This window comes from Micromonospora sp. CNZ297, from assembly GCF_007827625.1.
Map to the genome: position 1 here is coordinate 126,733 of NZ_VISU01000005.1, position 18,266 is coordinate 144,998.

Annotated in this window: 21 protein-coding genes; 4 read left to right on the top strand and 17 right to left on the bottom strand. The window is 73.9% G+C overall.

Going from position 1 to position 18,266, the window contains the following annotated elements; translation table 11 throughout:
• Nucleotides 1-2: 2 nt before the first annotated feature.
• The gene (locus tag FB454_RS11605) at nt 3-1,157 is read right to left on the bottom strand and encodes a polyprenyl synthetase family protein (RefSeq protein ID WP_047891875.1); all 1,155 of its coding nucleotides are present in this window, start codon (nt 1,155-1,157) and stop codon (nt 3-5) included.
• Nucleotides 1,158-1,221: 64 nt separating this feature from the next.
• Between FB454_RS11605 and FB454_RS11610 the strand changes: the two genes are divergently transcribed.
• Both FB454_RS11610 and FB454_RS11615 read left to right on the top strand, forming a co-directional pair.
• A complete protein-coding gene (locus FB454_RS11610; protein ID WP_145754992.1) occupies nt 1,222-2,148 on the top strand; it encodes a phytoene/squalene synthase family protein in 927 nt (308 codons plus the stop codon).
• Complete coding sequence (locus FB454_RS11615) at nt 2,145-3,467, top strand: cryptochrome/photolyase family protein (RefSeq protein WP_145754991.1); 1,323 nt, start codon at nt 2,145-2,147, stop codon at nt 3,465-3,467. Before FB454_RS11610 ends, FB454_RS11615 begins: the two co-directional genes overlap by 4 nt.
• Before the next feature lie 370 nt (nt 3,468-3,837).
• Here the strand turns inward: FB454_RS11615 and FB454_RS11620 are convergent, their stop codons facing one another.
• Nucleotides 3,838-4,938, bottom strand: a complete 1,101-nt coding sequence (locus tag FB454_RS11620; protein ID WP_145754990.1) for a serine hydrolase domain-containing protein — start codon at nt 4,936-4,938, stop codon at nt 3,838-3,840.
• Nucleotides 4,939-5,030: 92 nt separating this feature from the next.
• Here FB454_RS11620 and FB454_RS11625 point away from each other — a divergent pair, with 92 nt between their 5' ends.
• On the top strand, nt 5,031-6,515 hold the full coding sequence (locus FB454_RS11625) for a dihydrolipoyl dehydrogenase family protein (protein WP_013283455.1): 1,485 nt from the start codon (nt 5,031-5,033) through the stop codon (nt 6,513-6,515).
• A gap of 4 nt (nt 6,516-6,519) precedes the next feature.
• Here FB454_RS11625 and FB454_RS11630 read toward each other — a convergent pair whose 3' ends face one another.
• Genes FB454_RS11630 through FB454_RS11640 form a run of 3 tightly spaced genes read right to left on the bottom strand, consistent with a single transcriptional unit; the run spans nt 6,520 to nt 7,956 of the window.
• A complete protein-coding gene (locus tag FB454_RS11630; RefSeq protein WP_013283456.1) occupies nt 6,520-7,284 on the bottom strand; it encodes a crotonase/enoyl-CoA hydratase family protein in 765 nt (254 codons plus the stop codon).
• Between the two features lie 40 nt (nt 7,285-7,324).
• Nucleotides 7,325-7,750, bottom strand: coding sequence for a PIN domain nuclease (locus FB454_RS11635; RefSeq protein ID WP_047891870.1), 426 nt, complete (start codon nt 7,748-7,750; stop codon nt 7,325-7,327).
• On the bottom strand, nt 7,747-7,956 hold the full coding sequence (locus FB454_RS11640) for a type II toxin-antitoxin system VapB family antitoxin (protein ID WP_047891869.1): 210 nt from the start codon (nt 7,954-7,956) through the stop codon (nt 7,747-7,749). The genes FB454_RS11635 and FB454_RS11640 overlap by 4 nt, the downstream gene beginning before the upstream one ends.
• Before the next feature lie 110 nt (nt 7,957-8,066).
• Between FB454_RS11640 and FB454_RS11645 the strand changes: the two genes are divergently transcribed.
• A complete protein-coding gene (locus FB454_RS11645; RefSeq protein WP_013283457.1) occupies nt 8,067-8,918 on the top strand; it encodes a Rieske (2Fe-2S) protein in 852 nt (283 codons plus the stop codon).
• Nucleotide 8,919: 1 nt separating this feature from the next.
• On the opposite strand, the gene FB454_RS11650 is transcribed toward FB454_RS11645, so the two are convergent.
• Genes FB454_RS11650 through FB454_RS11705 form a run of 12 tightly spaced genes read right to left on the bottom strand, consistent with a single transcriptional unit; the run spans nt 8,920 to nt 17,865 of the window.
• Nucleotides 8,920-9,936: a LysM peptidoglycan-binding domain-containing protein gene (locus FB454_RS11650; protein ID WP_013283458.1), complete on the bottom strand. Its 1,017-nt coding sequence runs from the start codon at nt 9,934-9,936 to the stop codon at nt 8,920-8,922.
• Nucleotides 9,937-9,951: 15 nt separating this feature from the next.
• Complete coding sequence (locus FB454_RS11655; RefSeq protein ID WP_013283459.1) at nt 9,952-10,383, bottom strand: pilus assembly protein TadG-related protein; 432 nt, start codon at nt 10,381-10,383, stop codon at nt 9,952-9,954.
• Entirely contained in the window at nt 10,380-10,853 is a 474-nt protein-coding gene (locus FB454_RS11660) for a TadE/TadG family type IV pilus assembly protein (RefSeq protein WP_145754988.1), read from the bottom strand. The genes FB454_RS11655 and FB454_RS11660 overlap by 4 nt, the downstream gene beginning before the upstream one ends.
• Nucleotides 10,850-11,332, bottom strand: coding sequence for a TadE family protein (locus tag FB454_RS11665; protein ID WP_145822924.1), 483 nt, complete (start codon nt 11,330-11,332; stop codon nt 10,850-10,852). Before FB454_RS11665 ends, FB454_RS11660 begins: the two co-directional genes overlap by 4 nt.
• The gene (locus FB454_RS11670; RefSeq protein WP_013283462.1) at nt 11,332-11,541 is read right to left on the bottom strand and encodes a hypothetical protein; all 210 of its coding nucleotides are present in this window, start codon (nt 11,539-11,541) and stop codon (nt 11,332-11,334) included. Before FB454_RS11670 ends, FB454_RS11665 begins: the two co-directional genes overlap by 1 nt.
• 25 nt (nt 11,542-11,566) lie before the next feature.
• Nucleotides 11,567-12,427, bottom strand: a complete 861-nt coding sequence (locus tag FB454_RS11675) for a type II secretion system F family protein (RefSeq protein WP_041784387.1) — start codon at nt 12,425-12,427, stop codon at nt 11,567-11,569.
• Nucleotides 12,427-13,380, bottom strand: a complete 954-nt coding sequence (locus FB454_RS11680) for a type II secretion system F family protein (protein ID WP_374537418.1) — start codon at nt 13,378-13,380, stop codon at nt 12,427-12,429. The genes FB454_RS11675 and FB454_RS11680 overlap by 1 nt, the downstream gene beginning before the upstream one ends.
• Nucleotides 13,323-14,864, bottom strand: a complete 1,542-nt coding sequence (locus tag FB454_RS11685; RefSeq protein WP_013473468.1) for a TadA family conjugal transfer-associated ATPase — start codon at nt 14,862-14,864, stop codon at nt 13,323-13,325. Before FB454_RS11685 ends, FB454_RS11680 begins: the two co-directional genes overlap by 58 nt.
• On the bottom strand, nt 14,854-15,687 hold the full coding sequence (locus FB454_RS11690) for a CpaE/TadZ family protein (RefSeq protein WP_013283466.1): 834 nt from the start codon (nt 15,685-15,687) through the stop codon (nt 14,854-14,856). The genes FB454_RS11685 and FB454_RS11690 overlap by 11 nt, the downstream gene beginning before the upstream one ends.
• A complete protein-coding gene (locus FB454_RS11695) occupies nt 15,687-16,355 on the bottom strand; it encodes an SAF domain-containing protein (protein WP_013283467.1) in 669 nt (222 codons plus the stop codon). The genes FB454_RS11690 and FB454_RS11695 overlap by 1 nt, the downstream gene beginning before the upstream one ends.
• Nucleotides 16,352-17,305 carry a hypothetical protein gene (locus tag FB454_RS11700; protein ID WP_145822926.1) on the bottom strand — a complete coding sequence of 318 codons (954 nt, stop codon included), beginning with the start codon at nt 17,303-17,305 and terminating at the stop codon, nt 16,352-16,354. The genes FB454_RS11695 and FB454_RS11700 overlap by 4 nt, the downstream gene beginning before the upstream one ends.
• Nucleotides 17,299-17,865, bottom strand: a complete 567-nt coding sequence (locus tag FB454_RS11705; RefSeq protein ID WP_145822927.1) for a hypothetical protein — start codon at nt 17,863-17,865, stop codon at nt 17,299-17,301. Before FB454_RS11705 ends, FB454_RS11700 begins: the two co-directional genes overlap by 7 nt.
• Nucleotides 17,866-18,266 lie beyond the last annotated feature (401 nt).

The following is an 18,266-nucleotide window of genomic DNA, read 5'->3' on the forward strand; positions in this document are numbered from 1 at the left end:
CATCATGCCCGCCGCGCCGTGGCGGCGGTGGCGAGGCCGGTCAGCGCGGTGCGCGCGGTCTCGTCGATCGGTGCGGTGCCGAGCGCGGCGAGCGCCTCGGTCACCCGGTCGGAGATCATCCGCTCCACCCGGGCCGTGGCCCCGGTGTCCCGGACCACGTCGGCCAGCCGGTCCACCTCAGTTGCCGAGGTGACCGAGCCGGCCCGCTCCAGGACCCGGCGCTGCGCCGGGTCGGCGAGCTGCCGGGCCAGCATCAGCAGGGCGGTCGGCTTGCCGGTACGCAGGTCGTCCCCGGCCGGCTTGCCGGTGGTCTCCGGGTCGCCGTAGACGCCCAGCAGGTCGTCGCGGAGCTGGAACGCCTCGCCGACGGCCAGCCCGTACCGGGTGTACGCGGCGATGAGCGGGTCGTCCGCGTCGGCGCCCGCCAGACAGGCGCCGAACAGCAGCGGACGCTGGACGGTGTAGCTGGCGGTCTTGTACCGGGCCACCCGCAGCGCCCGGTCGACGGTCCAGCTCGCCGAGTCGTTCTCGCCGAGCACGTCCAGGAACTGCCCGGCGACCGTCTCCACCCGCATCTGGTCGTAGCAGCGGCGCACGTCGAGCAGCCGCTCCGCCGGGACTGCCGCGTGCGCCATCAGCCGGTCGGCCCAGACCATGCACAGGTCGCCGATGAGGACGGCGACGGCTTCGCCGTACCGGTCGGGGTCGCCGGTGTGTCCGGCGGCCCGGTGCCGGGCGGCGGCGGCCCGGTGCGCGGTGGGCAGCCCGCGCCTGGTGTCGGACGCGTCCATCACGTCGTCGTGCACCAGCGCGAACGTGTGCAGCAGCTCCAGCGCGGACAGGGCCGGGAGCACCGAGCACAGCGGTTCCTCCCCGCCGACCACACCCCGCCATCCCCAGTACGCGAACGTGGGGCGGACCCGCTTGCCGCCGGCCAGCACGCAGTCGCGTGCCGTGGCCGCGAAACCACCCATCGCTGCGTCGATCTCGGTGAGCGATTCGACTTCCGCGGCCAGGAACGCCGCGAGCGTCTCATCGACCCCTTTGATCAGGTCTTTCGTGAACGCGGCCAGTACGCCGCGGACCGGATCGTCCGTCGCCCCGGGCTGAGCCGGCGCGACGCGGAGCGCATTACCCGCAACTGCGTCGTTGGCCATGTGGGCGAGCGTACCCTAGGGTTACGAGTTGCGTCGATTGCTGCGTCGAAACTGAGGAGGGCCGATGGACACGGATCTGACCGCTGCCTATGACCGTTGCCGCGAGCTGCACCGCCGTCACGGCCGTACCTACTATCTCGCCACCCGGCTGCTTCCCGCCTGGAAACGGCGACATGTGCACGCCTTGTACGGCTTCACCCGGTACGCGGACGAGATCGTCGACCGCACCGAGGACCTGCCGCCGGCCGAGCGCGCCGCCCGGCTGCGCGAGTGGTCGGATCGATTCGTCGCCGGGCTGCACGGTGCGTCGGTCGACGACCCGCTGCTCCCCGCGGTGCTGCACACCATCGCCGTGTTCGACCTGGACCGCGACGACTTCGCGTCGTTCCTGCGCAGCATGGCGATGGATCTGACTGTCATGTCGTACCCGACCTACGACGACCTGCTCGACTACATGGAGGGCTCGGCCGCTGTCATCGGCACCATGATGCTGCCGATCCTCGGCAGTTCCGACCCGGCCGCCGCCCGCGAGCCCGCCCGTCAGCTCGGCTTCGCGTTCCAGCTCACCAACTTCATCCGGGACGTCGCCGAGGACCTCGACCGGGGCCGGACCTACCTGCCCGACGAGGACATGGCCAAGTTCGACCTCACCCGCGACGACCTGCTCGCGGCGAAGGCCGCCGGCCGCACCACGCCGCGCATCCGCGAGCTGATCGAGTACGAGGTGACCCGCGCCCAGGCCCACTACGTCGCCGCCGCACCGGGCATCCCGCTGCTCGACCCGGCCTCGCAGGCGTGCATGCACACCGCGTACGCGCTCTACGGCGGCATCCTCGACGAGGTGGCCGCGCAGGACTACGACGTCTTCGTGCGCCGTGCCCTGGTGCCGCAGCGGCGCCGGATGGCGGTGGCCGCGCGGGCGCTGCTCACCCCGCCCGGTACGCCGGTGCGGGTGCCCGGCCCGGCACTGGAACCGGCCCTGGCCGGATGACCGGCCGCACGGCGGTCGTGCTGTTCACCCGTGACCTGCGGGTGCACGACCACCCGGCGCTCGCCGCCGCCTGCTCCGCGTTCGACCGGGTGGTGCCGCTCTACGTGCTCGACCCGGCGCTGCAGAAGCTCTCGCCGAACCGCACCCGCTTCCTGCACCAGAGCCTGGCCGACCTGCGTGAGACGCTGCGCAAGCGCGGCGGCGACCTGGTGATCAGGCGTGGCGACCCGGTGGCCGAGACGGTGAAACTGGCCCGGAAGGTGGGCGCCGAGGGCGTCGGGCTCTCCGCCGACGTGAGCCGCTACGCCCACCGCCGGGAACGCCGGCTGCGCGCCGAGTGCGACAGGCACCGGATGTTCCTGCGCCTGTTCCCCGGCCTGACGATCGTCGAGCCGGGCGCGCTGCGCCCCGGCGGCGGCGACCACTACCGGGTCTTCAGCCCCTACTTCCGGGCCTGGCAGGGCGTGCGGTGGCGGGACGAGCTGGCCGCGCCGAAGCGGGTCCGGCTGCCCGACGGCGTCGACCCGGGCCGGTTGCCGGACCCGCCGAAGGGCGACAGCCCGGATGCCGCCGTCGGTGGCGAGACCGTCGCCAGGCGCCGGCTCACCGCCTGGCTGCCCACCCTCGACCGGTACGACGACATCCACGACGACATGGCCGGCGACGAGACCTCGCGGCTCAGCCCGTACCTGCGGTTCGGTTGTGTCTCGCCGCTGGCGGTGGCGACCCGGGCCGGCGACCGGGACGGGCCGTTCGTCAGGCAGCTCTGCTGGCGCGACTTCTACCACCAGGTGGTGGCCGGTTTCCCCGACCTGTCCACTGTTGCCTACCGGCGCGGCGCGCGGGAGGACTGGCGCGACGACACGCACGCGTTCGACGCCTGGGCCGAGGGGCGGACCGGCATGCCGATCGTGGACGCGGGCATGCGTCAGTTGCGCGCCGAGGGCTGGATGCACAACCGGGCCCGGCTGATCACCGCCGGCTACCTGACCAAGCACCTCGGGCTGGACTGGCGGCCCGGCCTGGAAATCTTCTTCCGGTGGCTGCTCGACGGCGACCGGGTCAACAACTCGGGCAACTGGCAGTGGGTGGCCGGCACCGGCAACGACACCCGGCCGTACCGCGGCTTCAACCCGGTACGGCAGGCCGAACGCTACGACCCCGACGGCGCGTACGTGCGGCGCTGGGTGCCCGAGCTGGCGTCGGTGGCGGGCAAGGCGGTGCACCAGCCGTGGCGGCTGCCCGACGAGGTACGCCACACACTCGACTACCCGCCGCCGCTGGAGGTGCCCGGCGCCGACGCGGTCTGGCTGCGCTGACGCCGCCCGCTGACGCCGGCTTGTGCGTCCCGCCGGCACCGCGCATCACCGGCGCACGAACGTGTCCGGACACGCCGGCGCACCGCTCCCGTGGCAGTGTGGGCTCGGCAGAATCGGTCACTCCAAGTGACCTTTCGCCCGCCGGGACCGTGTGCCTCTCGTCCCCTTTGCTCTGCAGCCATATCCGCATTGGTTGCGGAACGTCACCACCTGGGCCTCGCGCGGTTTTCGGACCTGCGAGGAAATCCCTGTTCAGCGCCGTGCTGCGCTAATGGCTGCAGAGCAAAGTCGGAAAAGGGAACACGGGGCCGCCCGGCCGGCCGAATGCGCTGCGTGACGATGGCTCGGGATCACCGAGGGTGACCGACTGTCAGAGGCAGGAGTGCAACGCCTCGACCAGCTCCTCCACCCGGTCGTGGTCGGCCAGCCGGGCTGTCGCGTACGCAAAGGTGTAGCCGCGCTCCGGGTCGGCCCAGGCGCTGCTGCCGCCGATCCCGCCCATGCCCCAGCTGCCGTCCGGCTCCCACTGCATGCCGAGCGTCCAGTCCACCGGACGGTCCAGCAGCAGGTCCGGTCCGCTGTACTGCACCCGCGTCGCCTCGGTGACCAGTTCCGGGCTGAACAGGCGTACCCCGTCCAGGGTGCCGCCGGCGAGGAGGCCCGCGTAGAGCCGGGCGAGCCCGGCGGCGGTGGCGTGCAGGTTCACCGCCGGGATCTCGGCGGCCCGCCACAGGTCGCTGTTCACCATCGCGACGTCGCGCCCGCCCGGCGGGTTGTCCAGCGCCCGCGCCCGCAACGAGCCCGGCTCGCCGCGCATCGCATCCGGCCAGGCCGGATCGGCGTACGACAGATCGGCGCACCGCCGCCGGTCGGCCTCACCGAGCCCGAAGGCCAGATCCAGGCGCCACGGTCCGGCGATCTCCTCGGCCAGGAACCGGCCCACCGAGCGTCCGTCCACCCGGCGGACCAACTCGCCCACCAGGTGCCCGTACGTCCAGGCGTGCTCGGCCGCGACGGCGCCCGGCGTCCACTCGGGCTCGGCCGCCGCCAGATCGGCGCAGAGCAGGTCCCAGTCGGCGATGGCGGCGGCGGGCCGGGGCACCGGGAAGGCGGGCAGCCCGGCGGTGTGGGTGAGCACCTGCCGCACGGTGGCCGGGGCGCGGAAACCCGGCCAGTACGCGGACACCGGCGCGTCCAGGTCGACCCGGCCCCGATCGACGAGCAGCAGCAGGCACAGCGCGACCACCGGCTTGCCGGCCGAGTAGACGTCGACGAGCGTGTCCGGTCGCCACGGCCGGTCCGCCCCGGCGGCCGGTACGACAGTGCCGGGCGGGACCGTCGCGGTGGTGCCGCCCACCAACTTCACCACCGGTACGCCGTCGTGCCACACCGACAGCGACGCACCGGTCTCCCGGCCGGTCGTGAACAGGTCGTGGAAGCAGTCCCGGACCGGGGTGAAGCGCGCGTGCATGCGGCCACGGTAGGCGGTCGCGTTCGTTATCGGCGCGGGAATTCCGGCCCGGTGCGGTGGTCGGTGTCCCGAAGGTGCGGAATGCTTGCGGAATGGCGGAGCCGGAACTGGTGGACGTAGTAGTGGTCGGGCTCGGCGTCGGCGGCGAGGAGGTGGCCGGGCGGCTCGCCGAGGCCGGCCTCACCGTGGTCGGCATCGAACGGGACCTGGTCGGTGGCGAGTGCCCCTACTGGGGGTGCGTGCCGAGCAAGATGATGATCCGGGCGGCGAACGCGCTGGCCGAGGCGCACCGGGTCAACGAGCTGGCCGGGTCCGCCCAGGTGCGGCCCGACTGGGCGCCGGTGGCGAAGCGCATCCGCGCCGAGGCCACCGACACCTGGGACGACAAGGTGGCAGTGGACCGGTTCACCGGCAAGGGCGGCCGGTTCGTCCGAGGCAGTGGGCGGCTCGACGGCCCGAACCGGGTACGCGTCGGCGACCAGGTTTTCCAGGCCCGCTACGGCGTGGTCCTCGGCACCGGCACCCGGCCCTCGGTCCCGCCGATCGACGGGCTGGCCGACACGCCGTACTGGACCAATCACCAGGCCATCGAGGTCGAGGAGCTGCCCGCGTCGCTGCTGGTGCTCGGCGGCGGCGCGATCGGGCTGGAACTCGCCCAGGTCTTCGCCCGGTTCGGCGTGCGGGTGACTGTCGTCGAGGCGGCCGACCGGGTGCTCGCCGTCGAGGAGCCGGAGGCGTCGGCGCTCGCCGCCGACGCGCTGCGCGCCGACGGGGTGGAGATCCACACCGGGGTCAAGGCCAGCCGGGTGAGCCACGACGGCACCACGTTCACCGTGCACGCCGACGGCGCCGAGTTCACCGGCGAGAAGCTGCTCGTGGTGACCGGCCGCAAGGCGCACCTGGAGGAGCTCGGGCTGGACACGGTCGGGGTGGACGCCGGGCAGCGGTACCTGCCGGTGAACGACCGGATGCACGTCACCGACGGGATCTGGGCGGTCGGCGACCTCACCGGCGAGGGCGCGTTCACCCACATCGCCATGTACCAGGCCGGCATCGTGGTGCCGGACGTGCTCGACCACATGCGGCGTACCAAGGGCGGCCCGGACGCCAGCGGCACCGCGAGTGTCGTCGGCGGCGCGGCCGGGGTGGTCAGCGCGGTCGGCGGCGCGATGAGCGCGGGCGGCTCGACAGCAGCGCCCGGCAGCGTCCCGGTGGCCGACTACCGGGCGCTGCCCCGGGTCACGTTCACCGATCCCGAGGTCGGCGCGGTCGGCCTCACCGAGCAGCAGGCCCGCGAGCGCGGCGTCAACGTCCAGGTCGGGTACGCCGACCTCACCTCGTCGGCCCGGGGCTGGATCCACAAGACCGGCAACGCCGGGTTCATCAAGCTGATCGCCGACGCCGACCAGGGCGTCCTCGTCGGCGCCACCTCGGCCGGACCGGCCGGCGGCGAGGTGCTCTCCGCCCTCGTCGTGGCGGTGCACGCGGCGGTGCCGATCAGCCAGCTCCGGCACATGATCTACGCGTACCCGACGTTCCACAGGGCCATCGAGGACGCGCTACGCGCGCTGAAGTGACGCCTCAGCCGGCCGGCGCACCATGCCGGCCGGCCCCGTCGGCGAACCGGCCGGCGCCGCGTACCCCGTCCACAGCCAGCGACTCCAGGCCGTAGGCCAGCTCGGTCGCCATCGCCTCCGGCTCCGGCTGCCCCGCGCCGTCCCGCACCGCCGCCCGGTCGTTGCGCAGGCACGTCTGCGGCGACCGGGCGATAGCGGCGGCCAGCTCCTCCGCCGCCGCGCGGGCCTCACCCGGCGCGACCAGCCGGTTGACCAGACCCATCGCGTACGCCTCGTCGGCGCCCACCGCACGGCCGGTGAGGATCAGGTCCATCGCGCGGCTCTCCCCGATCAGCCGGGGCAGCCGGACCGTCCCGCCGTCGATCAGCGGTACGCCCCACCGGCGGCAGAACACGCCGAGCGTGGCGTCCGACTCGGCGACCCGCAGGTCGCACCAGAGTGCCAGCTCCAGCCCGCCGGCCACCGCGTACCCGGAGATCGCGGCGATCACCGGCTTGGACAGCCGCATCCGGGTGGGGCCCATCGGCCCGTCGCCGCCGGGCTCGACGCGGTTGCCGCGCGGCGTGCCGACGGCCTTGAGGTCGGCGCCGGAGCAGAACGTGCCGCCCGCGCCCCAGAGCACGGCGACCGCCGCGTCCGGGTCGGCGTCGAACGCGCGGAACGCGTCGGCCAGCGCTCGTGCGGTGGGCCCGTCCACGGCGTTACGAGCCTCGGGCCGGTCCAGGATCACAGTGGTCACGGCACCGGCGTGCTCGACGCGTACCCCCATGGGCTCAGCATGCCCGCGACGGCGTCGGCGTGGCTACGGCCTATTTGATCGTGCCGGGCCGGGTCAGCCAGCGCATCGGCTGGCCGGTGACGGCGGCGACCTGGTCGAAGTCCCGGTCGTAATGCAGCAGCGAGAGCCCGTGGTACTCGGCGGTGGCGGCGATGAGCAGGTCGACCGCGCCCGCCGACCGGTGCGCCCCCCGTGCGGTCAGCTCGCCCTGGATCTCGGCGGCACGTTCGTAGATCCGGTCCGGCATGACCACCCAGCCGAAGGCGGCCCGGAGCTGCTCCGCCAGCCGCGTCCGGTCGGCGACGGACCGGGCGGTGTAGAGGAATTCCAGCTCGATCAGCGGGCAGACGGCGAGCAGGCCCGCTGTCACCTGCTGGTCCCAGCGCGCCAGCACCTCGCGATCGCGCAGGAGCCGGACGAGGGCGCTGGTGTCGATCAGGTAGTCGGCCAGCTTCACGAGCGGTAGGTGCCCTTGTCGAGCAGTTCGTCGAAGTCACCAGCCTGTCCGCGCTCGGCCAGCTCCGCCAGCGCGCGGGCGCGGCGCAGTCTCGTCGCGCCCTCGCGGAGAGCGACGTTCACTGTGTCCTTCTTGGTCTTCGTGCCGAACGCCTCGGCGGCATCCGCGAGCACCTCGTCGTCGACGTCCACCAGAATCTTGGTCATCGTGACCCCCTATATACGGCTAGCCTCCTGAGTATATCCAGCGGGGATGCCGTGCGAGGGAATTCCGGGGCGTCCGGTTTGGGGGCTCTCCTGCCGGGAAGTCGGAACGGGTGCGCGAACTACTGACGAAACTCGAACAGGCCACCGGTCTCGACCGGGTGGGTGACCGGCTGCAGCGCGCCGTCCAGGGCACTCTGCGTTCCCAGCGGGTACGCGACGCGCTGCACGGCGTGTGGCTCGGCCATCCGCTGCACCCCGCGATGGTGCAGGTGCCGGTCGGCGCATGGATCTCCGCCGCCGTGGTGGACCTGCTGCCCGGCCAGCGCCGCGCCGCCACCGCCCTGGTGGGTCTCGGTACGGTCAGCGCGGTGCCCGCGGCCGTCGCCGGGCTCAACGACTGGGCCACGCTCACCCGCGACCAGCGCCGGGTCGGGCTGGTGCACGCCGCCGCCAACACCGTCGGCCTGGCGTTGTTCGCCGGCTCGCTGGCGGCTCGGCTCAACGGGCGGCACGGACTCGGCCGGACGCTGTCCTATCTGGGGCTGTCCGCCGCGAGCGGTGGGGCGTACCTGGGTGGGCACCTCGCGTACAAGCAGGGCGCCCAGGCCAGCCAGAGCGTCTCCGAGCTGCACCTGATCAGCGACGGCTGGCACCGGGTCGGTGACCTGAGCAGCCTGCCCCGGCACGAGCTGGTCACCAAGAAGATCGACGACGTCCCGGTGATCCTCTACCGGGACGGCGACGACGTCAGCGTGATGCTGGAGCGCTGCCCGCACCAGAGCGGCCCGCTCGGCGAGGGCACGGTGGAGCAGATCGACGGCCACGCCTGCGTGGTCTGCCCCTGGCACGGCAGCGCGTTCCGGCTCGACGGCGGCGAGGTGGTGCACGGCCCGGCCGCGAACGACCAGGTCGTGCTGCCCAGCCGCGTGGTGTCCGGCCGGGTCGAGGCCCGGCTGCCCTGACTCAGTCCCGCCGGTGCCGTCCGCTGGACAACGCGCGGGCGGGTACCGGCCGCTTGCGCAACCCGAGCAGCGCGCCGATCTGCGCACCCACGATGCTCGCCACGGCCAGCACCGCCGAGATGGCGAGCGGACGGTTGATGCCCTCCTCGGCGGTGGCGCGGGACGCGCCCGCCGACATGGCCGGCGGCTGACCGACAGGCGCCTCCACGGTGGGCGTCGCGTCCCGCGGCGTGGGCTTGGGCTTCGCCTTCGGGGTGGTCGACGAGGCGCCGCCGCCACCCGGCTTCACCGGCGCCGTCTCGGCCGGCTTGGTGACCACGATCCGTCCGGTGGCGTGCCGCCGGGCACCCGAGTCCGTCGCGCCCTCCGGCAGCGTGATGAGCTGACCCGGGCGGATCCGGTCCGGGTCGGCGAGCCGGTTCAGCCGGGCCAGCTCCTTGTATCTGTCGAAGTCGTCCAGGTAGCGATCCGCCACCTCGCCCAGGTAGTCGCCCTTCGCCACCCGGTACACGGCCGGGTCGTCCGCCTTCGACGCGATCGGCGCCGGCGGGGTGACCTGGCTCGCGGCCACGGCCGGTGAGGTGACGGCGGCGACCGCCGGTTGCGGGGCGGTCAGCGCGGCGGCGCTCGCCGCGGCCGGGCTCGCGACCAGGATCAGCGCGACCGAACCGACGAGTGCGGCTGCGGCCTTCTGCTGGCGGTGCATGCCGGGCAGCTTCGGCGCCGGCCGGCGTACCGCCGCCGCGAGCAGCTCCACCAGTACGGAGAACGCGAACGTGGCCCAGCCGAACCAGCCCACCACCGCCAGCGCGCGCAGGAACAGCCGGCCGTCGTCGCGGCTGGTCAACGCCGTACCGACCTCGGCCAGCGTGGGCAGATGATCCGGCAGCGGGTTGCCGGCGAACGCCAGCAACGCGACCGGCCCGCCGGCCAGCACGCCGACGAGCACGACGAGGGCGCCGAGGCCGGTGAGAACCTGGCCGGCGCGGCGGACGGGGGAGCGTCGGGGTGCGCCCATGGCGGCCTTCCCTTCCTACGGTGGTCCGGTGAGCGCCCGAGCGGTGGCCTCACCGGTGACGGTGGCGTTCTCTTGCACGCCGAACAGACTCAGCAGGTCCCGGCTGTAGGTGATCTGCACGCGTACCCGGATCTGGGTCTCGGTGCCGACCACGGGGAAGTCGACCTCGTGGTCCTGGACGCCGCCCGCGGCGTCGAGGTAGGCGGCGACAGCGGCGCGGGCGGCGACCTGGTCGATCCGCTTCGGGCCGCCCTCAATGGCCCGCGCGCGGTCGATCATCTGGCCGCCGGCGCGGGCCGCCTCGGCGGCCAGGTTGTCCGCGCGCTGGAGCGTGCGCAGTTGACCGGCGCCGTCGTAGGCGAGGCCGATGATCGCGAGTACGCCCGTCATCGCCACGGCCAGGAACAGGCTCACCCGGCCGTTCTCCGCCTCGCGCCGCCCGGTCATCCGCGACTCCGGTAGGTGTCCAGCGGCGAGGTGAACCTCGCCGAGACGGTCTTGCCGCCCGGGACGCCGGGCAGGCCGGGCGCGCTCAGGTCGTCGAAGGAGACGGTGCAGGTCACCGTGACGGTCACTGTCGCCGGCACGCCTGCGGCGCTCTGGTACGCGGCGGCGAAGCTCGTCGTCGTCCCGGCCACCGAGCCCGCGAGATCGATCCGAGGTGGGCCGGTGCAGTTCAGCCCTGCCCAGCCGAGCTGGTCCTGGGCCGCCACCTCGGCGGCCTCCGCGCCGTCGTCGGCGGTGCGGGCGAGCGAGGCGGCCCGGGCGGCGTCGTGGGCGGCGGACTCCACCGCCTCGTCCGCGATCGCGGTCCGCCCGGCGACCCCGGCCAGCACCATCAGCCCGATGAAGGCGGGCGCGAGCACCGCCACCTCGATCGAGACGGAACCCCGGTCCCGCCGTGGCCCGGCGCTCATCCGGTGGTCCAGTGTTCGGCCGGGCCGTGCGCGGTCTGCGTGACCTCGAACGAGACGCCCGGGATGACCGACAGGGAGCGTCCCTGCACCGTGCAGGTGACAGCTGTGGCTGTCTCGACGCAGGTCGGGCCGGTCTGCTCCCAGCCGACCAGCCAGTCCCCGGACTGTTGCAGGAAGCTGATCGCCCGCTGCCGTCCGGCGTCCGGCCCGGCGTCGATCGTGCGCTGGGCGTTCACACCGGTCTGCGCGGCGTTCAGCGCTGTGGACCGGGCCACGAACCAGACGGCGACCTGGATCGAGCCGAACAGCATCACCAGGATCACCGGCATCACCACGGCCAGCTCGACCGGGTTGGCGCCCCGCTCGCCCTCGGCCAGGCGGGCGCGCAGGGCGGCGGCGAACCGCCCCGGACCGGGCGGGCCGGCGAGCCGGCCGGCAGACGCCGGCCGGCTCCGGACCGTACGGGCGGGGCGGGGCATCACGGGGCCTGCGGCGCCGTGTTGTTCGGGATGGCGTTCATCCAGTTGTTCGCCTTGGCCAGGGCGAGCCCGGTGACCGCCATGGCCACCGCGACCAGGCCGAAGATGATCACCGCAGTCGGCACCGGGCTGTCGCCGCGCTCGGAGTCCCGGCGCAGCTCGGCGAGGCGGGTGCTCACCGCCACGTACAGGTAGGCGTAGAGGTGCATGGTCGTCTCCTTCTCGAAGGTGGGTTCACAGACGGGCGAGGAACGGATAGACGGCGAAGCCGAGCAGGACGAACACCAGCAGCGAGCCGGGGATGTCCAACTTGCTGGTGACCCCCTCGGCCCGGGCCAGGTTGTCGGTGCGGATCTGGTCGCGCAGCGAGTCGGCGCGGGACCGCAACGTCTCGTGCACCTGGGCGCCCTCACTGCCGGAGGAGCGCATGATGGCGCCCACATCACCCAGCTCCGGGATGCCGATGCGCTCGGCCAGCTCCTGCAACTCGTCCCAGGGCGAGTGCATCTGGAGCTGCGCGAGCCGCAGCGCCTCCCGGATCCGGTCGAAGACCCAGCCGTCGCAGACCGCCGCCGCGCGTTCCAGCGACTGCACCGGGCCGTGCGCGGCGGACAGCTGCAACGCCACCAGGTCGAGGTAGGTGCAGACCGCCTGCCGGAACTCGTCCCGGGCGGCGTCCGCCTTGGCCAGGACCGTGCGGTGCGCGAGCAGTCCGGCGCCGAGCGCCAGGCCCAGGCTGGCCACCACCGGTACGGCCACCGGCAGCGCCACCCCGCCGACGAAGAGCACCGCCGACGCGACCGCCGGGGTGGCGAAGCCGACGAGCGCGGACAGCAGCACCGACAGCGCGTACTGCTCCGGGGTGCGGTCGAGCAGGGCGAGTTGCCGGTGCGGCGGGCGCAGCCAGCGGGCGAACCCGCCGAGCCAGTCCGGCCCGGCACCGGCGGCCGGGGCCTGGCCGGGCGGCTGGTGCAGCCGGCGCAGCGCCGGGCCGAGCGCCGGGGTGGCCGGCAGCGCCTCGCGTACGACCAGGAACAGCCCGAGCCCGACCGCGCACCCGCCGAGCACCGCGATCGCCAGCTGCCAGTTGAGGATCATGCGATCGCCTCATCCAGGTCGGGCGCGGGCAGGAACCGCGCCGGCCGGGGCGGCTGGCTCATCGAGCGCACCCAGACCAGCAGGCCGACGAACGCCGCGCCGAGCACCGCCATCACGAGCTGACCGGTCAGCGTCCCGTAGGGACGGATGTAGTCGCTGTTCACCAGCCCGTACGCGAGCGTCGCCAGCGTCATGCCCGTGAGGAAGCGGACCGCGAACCGGGGCTGCGTGCGCTTCGCCTCGACCTCGCGCCGGGTCGCCACCTCGGCCGAGGCGGCGGTGGCGATCGACCCGAGCACGTCGCCGAGGCGCTCGCCCCGGTCGGTGAGGTGCAGGATCAGCGCGGCCACCACCTGGTCGGCGACCGGGTCGGCGATCTCGTCGGCGAAGGCGAGCAGCGCGGAGCGGGCCAGCCAGCCGGCCTGGAGGCGGGCGGCGAGCGTGCGTACCTCCTCCTGGATCTCCTCCGGCGCGGTGGCGATGGTGCCGATGATCGCCTGCTGGAGCCCCTGGCCGGTGGCCGAGATGTCCTTGAGCCGGCGGGTCCACTCGCCTACGGCTTCGACCCGGGCGATGGCCCGCTGCTCGGCCCGGCCGACCGCGAACAGCCACGGCACGCCCGGTACCGCGAGCGCCACCAGCAGGCCGACCACCGGCAGCCCGGTGAGCAGGAACGCCGCCGCCCCGGCGACCACAGCGGCGCCGAGCAGGAGCTGGTAGCGGCGCTGGTCGGCGCGGCTCGCGCCGGAACCGGTCCAGAGCCGGCTCAGGCCGGGCCCGGAGCCGGGCGCCGGACCCGGCGGGCGGCGGGTGCCGACGAGCGCGACCACTGTCAGCACCAGCCCGGCCACGCAGGCCGCGCCGGAGACCAGGGCGATCAGTTCGATCTGCGTCACGCCGGGCCTCCGCTCGGCCGCGCCCCGAGGCGGGTGTGCCGGGGCCGCCGCCAAGCGCCCACGCCGGCCTCGACGAACCGGGTGAGCAGGCGGGCGTCGTAGCCGACGCGCAGCAGTTGGTCGCGGATGCGTTCGGGCAGGTGGCGGGGGACCGCACGGCCGTCCGGTCCGGGGCCGAAAACGGTCGTCGTGGTGATCCGGTTGCCCTCGCCGACGCCGATGACCTCCTCGACGTGCGAGACGAAACGGTGCTTGCGCCCGCCGATCGCTGTCTCGTCCTCGACCGTCACGTAGACGATCAGGTCGAGCGCGTTGCCGGCCATCCGGCGGGCCTGGTCGACTGTCATCTCCCGGCCGTGCGACAGCGCCAGCTCGATGATGCGTTCGCTCACCCCCGAGGGGGTACGCGCGTGGATGGTGCACATCGACCCGCGGCTGGTGGTCATCGCCTGGAGCATCGGCACGATCTCCCGGGACCGCACCTCGCCGACGATGATCCGCAGCACGCCCATGCGCAGTGACACCGGGATCAGGTCGGCGATGCTGACCTCACCCGCCGGCCGCCCGTCCGCGCCGCGCTCGCCGTGGCCCTCCCGGGACTCGAAGCTCATCACCGCCCGGTGCTTGTGCCCGCGCCGGGCCGGCAGCAGTTCCCGGCTCTCCTCCAGCAGCACGTACGGCTCGTCGGCCGGGATCTCGTCCATCAGCGCGCGGATGACAGTGGTCTTCCCGGCACCGGCGAGCCCGGCGACCATGATGTTCAGCCCGGCCCGCATGGACGCGCGGAGGAAGTCGCGCAGCAGCGGGTCGATCATCTCGTCCAGGTCGGGCCGGCCGCCCGCGATGTCCTCCAGGCTCACTTCGAGCGTGTTGTGCTTGCGGATCACCGCGTACGGGCGGTGGCTGACCAGGAACACGGCGGCGAGCCGGCTGCCGTCCGGTAGTTGCAGGTCGAGCGTGGGCTTCGAGGTGGACAGTGACCGCTCGGTGGCACCGGCCCGGCGGGCCGCCGCCTGGAGGATCTCCACCAGCTCGTCGTCGGTCTCGGCGATCGGCTCGGCCCAGTCGACGCCGCCGCCGTGCCGGGTGATGCGTACCTGGTCGCAGCCGAGGATGTGCACCTCCTCGATGCTGTCGTCGACGAGCAGCGTCTGGAGTCGGCCCAGCCCGACGAGTTCGGCTGTGACCTGGTCGAGCAGCAGGCGTTCCGAGTCCGCGGCCATCGGCGTGCCGGCCCGGCGTACCGAGTCGGCGTACGCGGACACCACGGCTACCGCCAGCCGGGCGCGCTCGACCTCCTCGGCGTCGGCGTCGAACTCGCGTCCGCGCTGCCAGTGGGTGAGTCGTTCGCTCAGTTCCCGGCGCAGCTCGCGGACCACGGCGAAGTCGACCCGGGGGCGTGGCGGTGGCGCCGGGGGCGCGGCGGGCGCCGGGCCGGGGACGTGGTGCCGCCCGTTCGGCGGGGCGAGCGGCGGCACAGTGGAGACGACGCCCGGCTGCTGCGCGCGTGGGTCGTGGGAGACCGGCTCAAACCGCACCGGACACCCCCGGCACGCTCGGCGCGGTCACCGCGCGCGGTGTGGTCGCCCCGGGCCAGGCCAGCCGGGCGCGCCGCCGGTCCAGCAGCGCCCGTACCGGCACCTCCAGGGCGCCGGCCGCGCGCATCAGCGGCCGGTTGGCCCGTACGGTGCCGCCGTGGGCGAGCACCTCGGCGGTACGCGGGTCGTGCGGCAGGCGGGCGATCACCGGCAGCCGTAGCGCCTTGCTGATCTCGCTGGTGCCGTGCCCGTCCCCGACGACGAGGAGGCGCAGCGTGCCGGGCGGTACGCGGTGCTCGGTGAGGTCCCGCTCGATCGCGCGGGCGGTGGCCCGGGTGGCGGAGAGGTCGGGCAGGTGCGCCCGGGTCACCAGCAGTACCACCGCGGCGGCCCGCAGCAGCGGCCACGGTGGACCGCCCACTGCCAGCCGGCCACAGTCGACGAGCACGTCGTACGGCGGTTCGCCCCGCTCCAGCCCGGTGAAGTAGTCGGCGAAGCGCTGCCAGAGCGGGATCACGCTGCCGGCCTGGGCCGGGTCCACGACGCCGGGCAGCAGCAGCCGCTCGCGGCGGGGCGCGTCCAGGTCGACCAGCTGGGACCAGAACGCGTGCTCCAGGCTGCCGTCCCGCAGCTCACCCACCGCCAGCTCACCGATACCGCGCGGGCCGTCCAGCGCCCCGCCGAGGTAACCGGCGAGGATCGAGCCGCCCGCCGGGTCGCACTCGGCCAGCACGAGCCGCCGGTGCCAGCTCAGCGCGGCGGCGAGCGCGGCGGTGGTGACGCCCGGCGAACCCTTCGCCGAGACCAGGGCGATGATCGCCATCAGGCCGCCTCGGTGAGCACGAGCGCGATCCGGTCGTCGGCGGCGAGCGCCACGACAGCTGGTACGTCCCGTACGGCCAGCGCCAGGTAGACCACCACGTCGCCGTTCTGCGGCGCGGCGGTGTCGATCACGGTGCCCTCGAACCGGGTGCCGCCGCCGCGGGACGCCTCCGAGCCGCCGCCGGTGGCGTTCGAGGGGGTGCTGACCAGCAGCACCTTGTCGCCGGGGTGCAGCTTGCGCGCCGGCACCTGCTCGGGTTCCAGCCCCAGCGCGATCTGCTGCTGACCGGGGCCGAGCAGCGGGGCCTCGGTGAGCTGCGCCGGGGTGAGCAGCGTGCCCGGGGTGAGCCGGACGGCCGCCCGCAACCCCAGCACCTCGTCCATCCGGTCGGCGGGCACCGGCTGGAGTTCCCGCCCGCCGGAGACGCGTACCGGCACCAGGTCGTCGGCGGTCAGTTGGTGCCCCACGTCGACCTGCCGGGCCACTGCGAGGTACGTGCCGGTGGAGCGGACCGAGGTGACCGCGAACGCGGCGCCCAGACCGCCGAGGGCGATCAGCAGGACCGCCAGGCCGAGCAGGCCGGGGCGGACGCGTCGTTGCCGGACCACCTTCGGCGGCGCGACCGGCGCCTCCACCGGGGTTCCGTTGCGGGCTGCCACGACACTCATCGGGTCACCACCTGAAGCTCGTTGATCTGTACCAGGACGACGCCGCTGGACCGGCTCTGGGCGATGACGCCGCTCTCGCCGCCGCCGGACCACTCGACGGTCCAGAACGTCGTGGCGCTCACCTGGTAGGTGCCGGCCTTCGGATAGCCCTGGTCGAGGCCGCAGTCGGGTGAGGTGGAGCCGGCCTTCGGCCCGTCGGCCCGGTAGGGCGTGCCCGGCCCGTCGCAGGTGACGTCGATGTCGTCGGACATGTGCCAGACGATCCGGTCCACCTTCGCGGTGATCTCCACGGTCAGTCCCCGGTCGGAGGCGGACGCGGACAGCGGCCCGAAGTACGCCGCGCCCGGGCTGGCCCACATCCAGACGGGCAGCCCGACCAGGCCGGGGCCCTGGCTGCGCCGGGGCGCCACGGCGGCGCGGGGCGGGAGCAGCGAGATCGAGGCCAGCGCGCGGCGGGCCAATTCCTCCGGGTCCGGCGGCGCGCCGTAGCCGGGCGGCGGCGCGTCGAGAAGCGCCCGGCGCAGGCTGCCGAGGTCGCCACCGTTGCAGGTGAGCTGGTACCACTGCTTGCCGGGAGGGGCCTCGTCCTGCGGCTCTTCGAGCTTGTAGTAGCAGCCGTCGGCGTTGTTGAACCAGCCGAGAATCGGGTGGTAGCAGGGGATGGCCCGGCCGTTCCACTGGCACTTCGGGGTGCTGCCGCCCCCGCCGCCGTTGTCCCCGCCGCCACCCGGCCCACCCGGCCCACCCGGTCCGCCCGGGGTGCCGGGGTCGTCGTCCCAGACGTCGCAGTCGGTCTGTTCCGGCGGGCACGAGCCGCCGGGGTCGGCGGCGCGGGCGGGTGCGCCGGTGAGCGTCAGCAGCGCGGCCAGGCCGGCGGCGAGCAGCAGCCGGCGGAGCGTCCCGGCCCGGGCCGGCCGGGCCGGGACACCCCTTCCTCCCCAGGTCAGCACGGCTGGTCCTGGTGCGCGGCGCCGCCGTTGATCAGCCACCGGCCGTCCGGGTACCGGACCGCCGTGGCGGTGGCCAGGTAGCGCCCGCCGCGCGTGCCGGGCACGGCCTTGCGGTCCTTGGCGTAGACGAGCCGGTAGCCGCTCGCGTCCAGGCAGTCCTGGATCTCGACTGTGGGCGGGCGGGCGGCCAGGTCGACCGACACGACCTCGGGGTCGGAGACCAGTTTCCCGGTACGCATCGCGCCGTGCTCCTTCGCGTCGAGAATCGCCATTCGTACCCGGGTCAGCAGCGGATCAGCCAGAAAACGGGTCAGAGCGGGATGGGACGGATCGCTGCGCGCACTGGCTGCCCGGGACGCGTCGAGATAGCCGGAATAGGCGGCCAGAGCCGCTTTTCCGGCCGCGTTCTCCTCGGCGCTGGAATGGGCGGCGGGTGCGGCGGCGCGGCCGGTCAGCGGACGCGTGACCGCCTCCGGCTCGGTGCCGCAGCCGGCCGAGCCGACCACCAGCACGATGCTGAGCAGGAAGATTTCCCATCGGCGGGATTGCCGTGTGTGCAACGCCGATCCCTCCTCGGTGCCGGCCCGGGGCGATCACGCCGACCCGCTCCGGGCATGCGGAAGCGCGCCCGGAACTGTCACTCCGGGCCCCCGTCGCCGCCACTTGTATTGACCTGTACTGATCGCTGCGGATTCTGTGCCCTGGTGCCTCCGACGCCAATTGATCGGGGGTTGCGTCGTACCCAAGGGGCGAGCATAGGCTCACGTCCGCCGATGCAACAGAGGCAATTCACGTGAACACGGTGAGTGAAGACGGGAGGTGGTGGCCGGTGTGTGTCACCACGATGACGAGCGGGCTTCGGCAGGGCTCCGGGCCGGCTGGTGTGTGCTCACCCGTACGCGCCGCGGCGGTGGCGACGGGCCGCCGGTATGGGTGGGGAGCATGCCGCTCGTCCGATCCG

Coding starts and splice junctions, on each gene's coding strand:
- FB454_RS11605 (WP_047891875.1), bottom strand. CDS start 1,157: ATGGCCAACGACGCAGTTGCGGGTAATGCGCTCCGCGTCGCGCCGGCT.
- FB454_RS11610 (WP_145754992.1), top strand. CDS start 1,222: ATGGACACGGATCTGACCGCTGCCTATGACCGTTGCCGCGAGCTGCAC.
- FB454_RS11615 (WP_145754991.1), top strand. CDS start 2,145: ATGACCGGCCGCACGGCGGTCGTGCTGTTCACCCGTGACCTGCGGGTG.
- FB454_RS11620 (WP_145754990.1), bottom strand. CDS start 4,938: ATGCACGCGCGCTTCACCCCGGTCCGGGACTGCTTCCACGACCTGTTC.
- FB454_RS11625 (WP_013283455.1), top strand. CDS start 5,031: ATGGCGGAGCCGGAACTGGTGGACGTAGTAGTGGTCGGGCTCGGCGTC.
- FB454_RS11630 (WP_013283456.1), bottom strand. CDS start 7,284: ATGGGGGTACGCGTCGAGCACGCCGGTGCCGTGACCACTGTGATCCTG.
- FB454_RS11640 (WP_047891869.1), bottom strand. CDS start 7,956: ATGACCAAGATTCTGGTGGACGTCGACGACGAGGTGCTCGCGGATGCC.
- FB454_RS11650 (WP_013283458.1), bottom strand. CDS start 9,936: ATGGGCGCACCCCGACGCTCCCCCGTCCGCCGCGCCGGCCAGGTTCTC.
- FB454_RS11655 (WP_013283459.1), bottom strand. CDS start 10,383: ATGACCGGGCGGCGCGAGGCGGAGAACGGCCGGGTGAGCCTGTTCCTG.
- FB454_RS11660 (WP_145754988.1), bottom strand. CDS start 10,853: ATGAGCGCCGGGCCACGGCGGGACCGGGGTTCCGTCTCGATCGAGGTG.
- FB454_RS11665 (WP_145822924.1), bottom strand. CDS start 11,332: ATGCCCCGCCCCGCCCGTACGGTCCGGAGCCGGCCGGCGTCTGCCGGC.
- FB454_RS11670 (WP_013283462.1), bottom strand. CDS start 11,541: ATGCACCTCTACGCCTACCTGTACGTGGCGGTGAGCACCCGCCTCGCC.
- FB454_RS11690 (WP_013283466.1), bottom strand. CDS start 15,687: ATGGCGATCATCGCCCTGGTCTCGGCGAAGGGTTCGCCGGGCGTCACC.
- FB454_RS11695 (WP_013283467.1), bottom strand. CDS start 16,355: ATGAGTGTCGTGGCAGCCCGCAACGGAACCCCGGTGGAGGCGCCGGTC.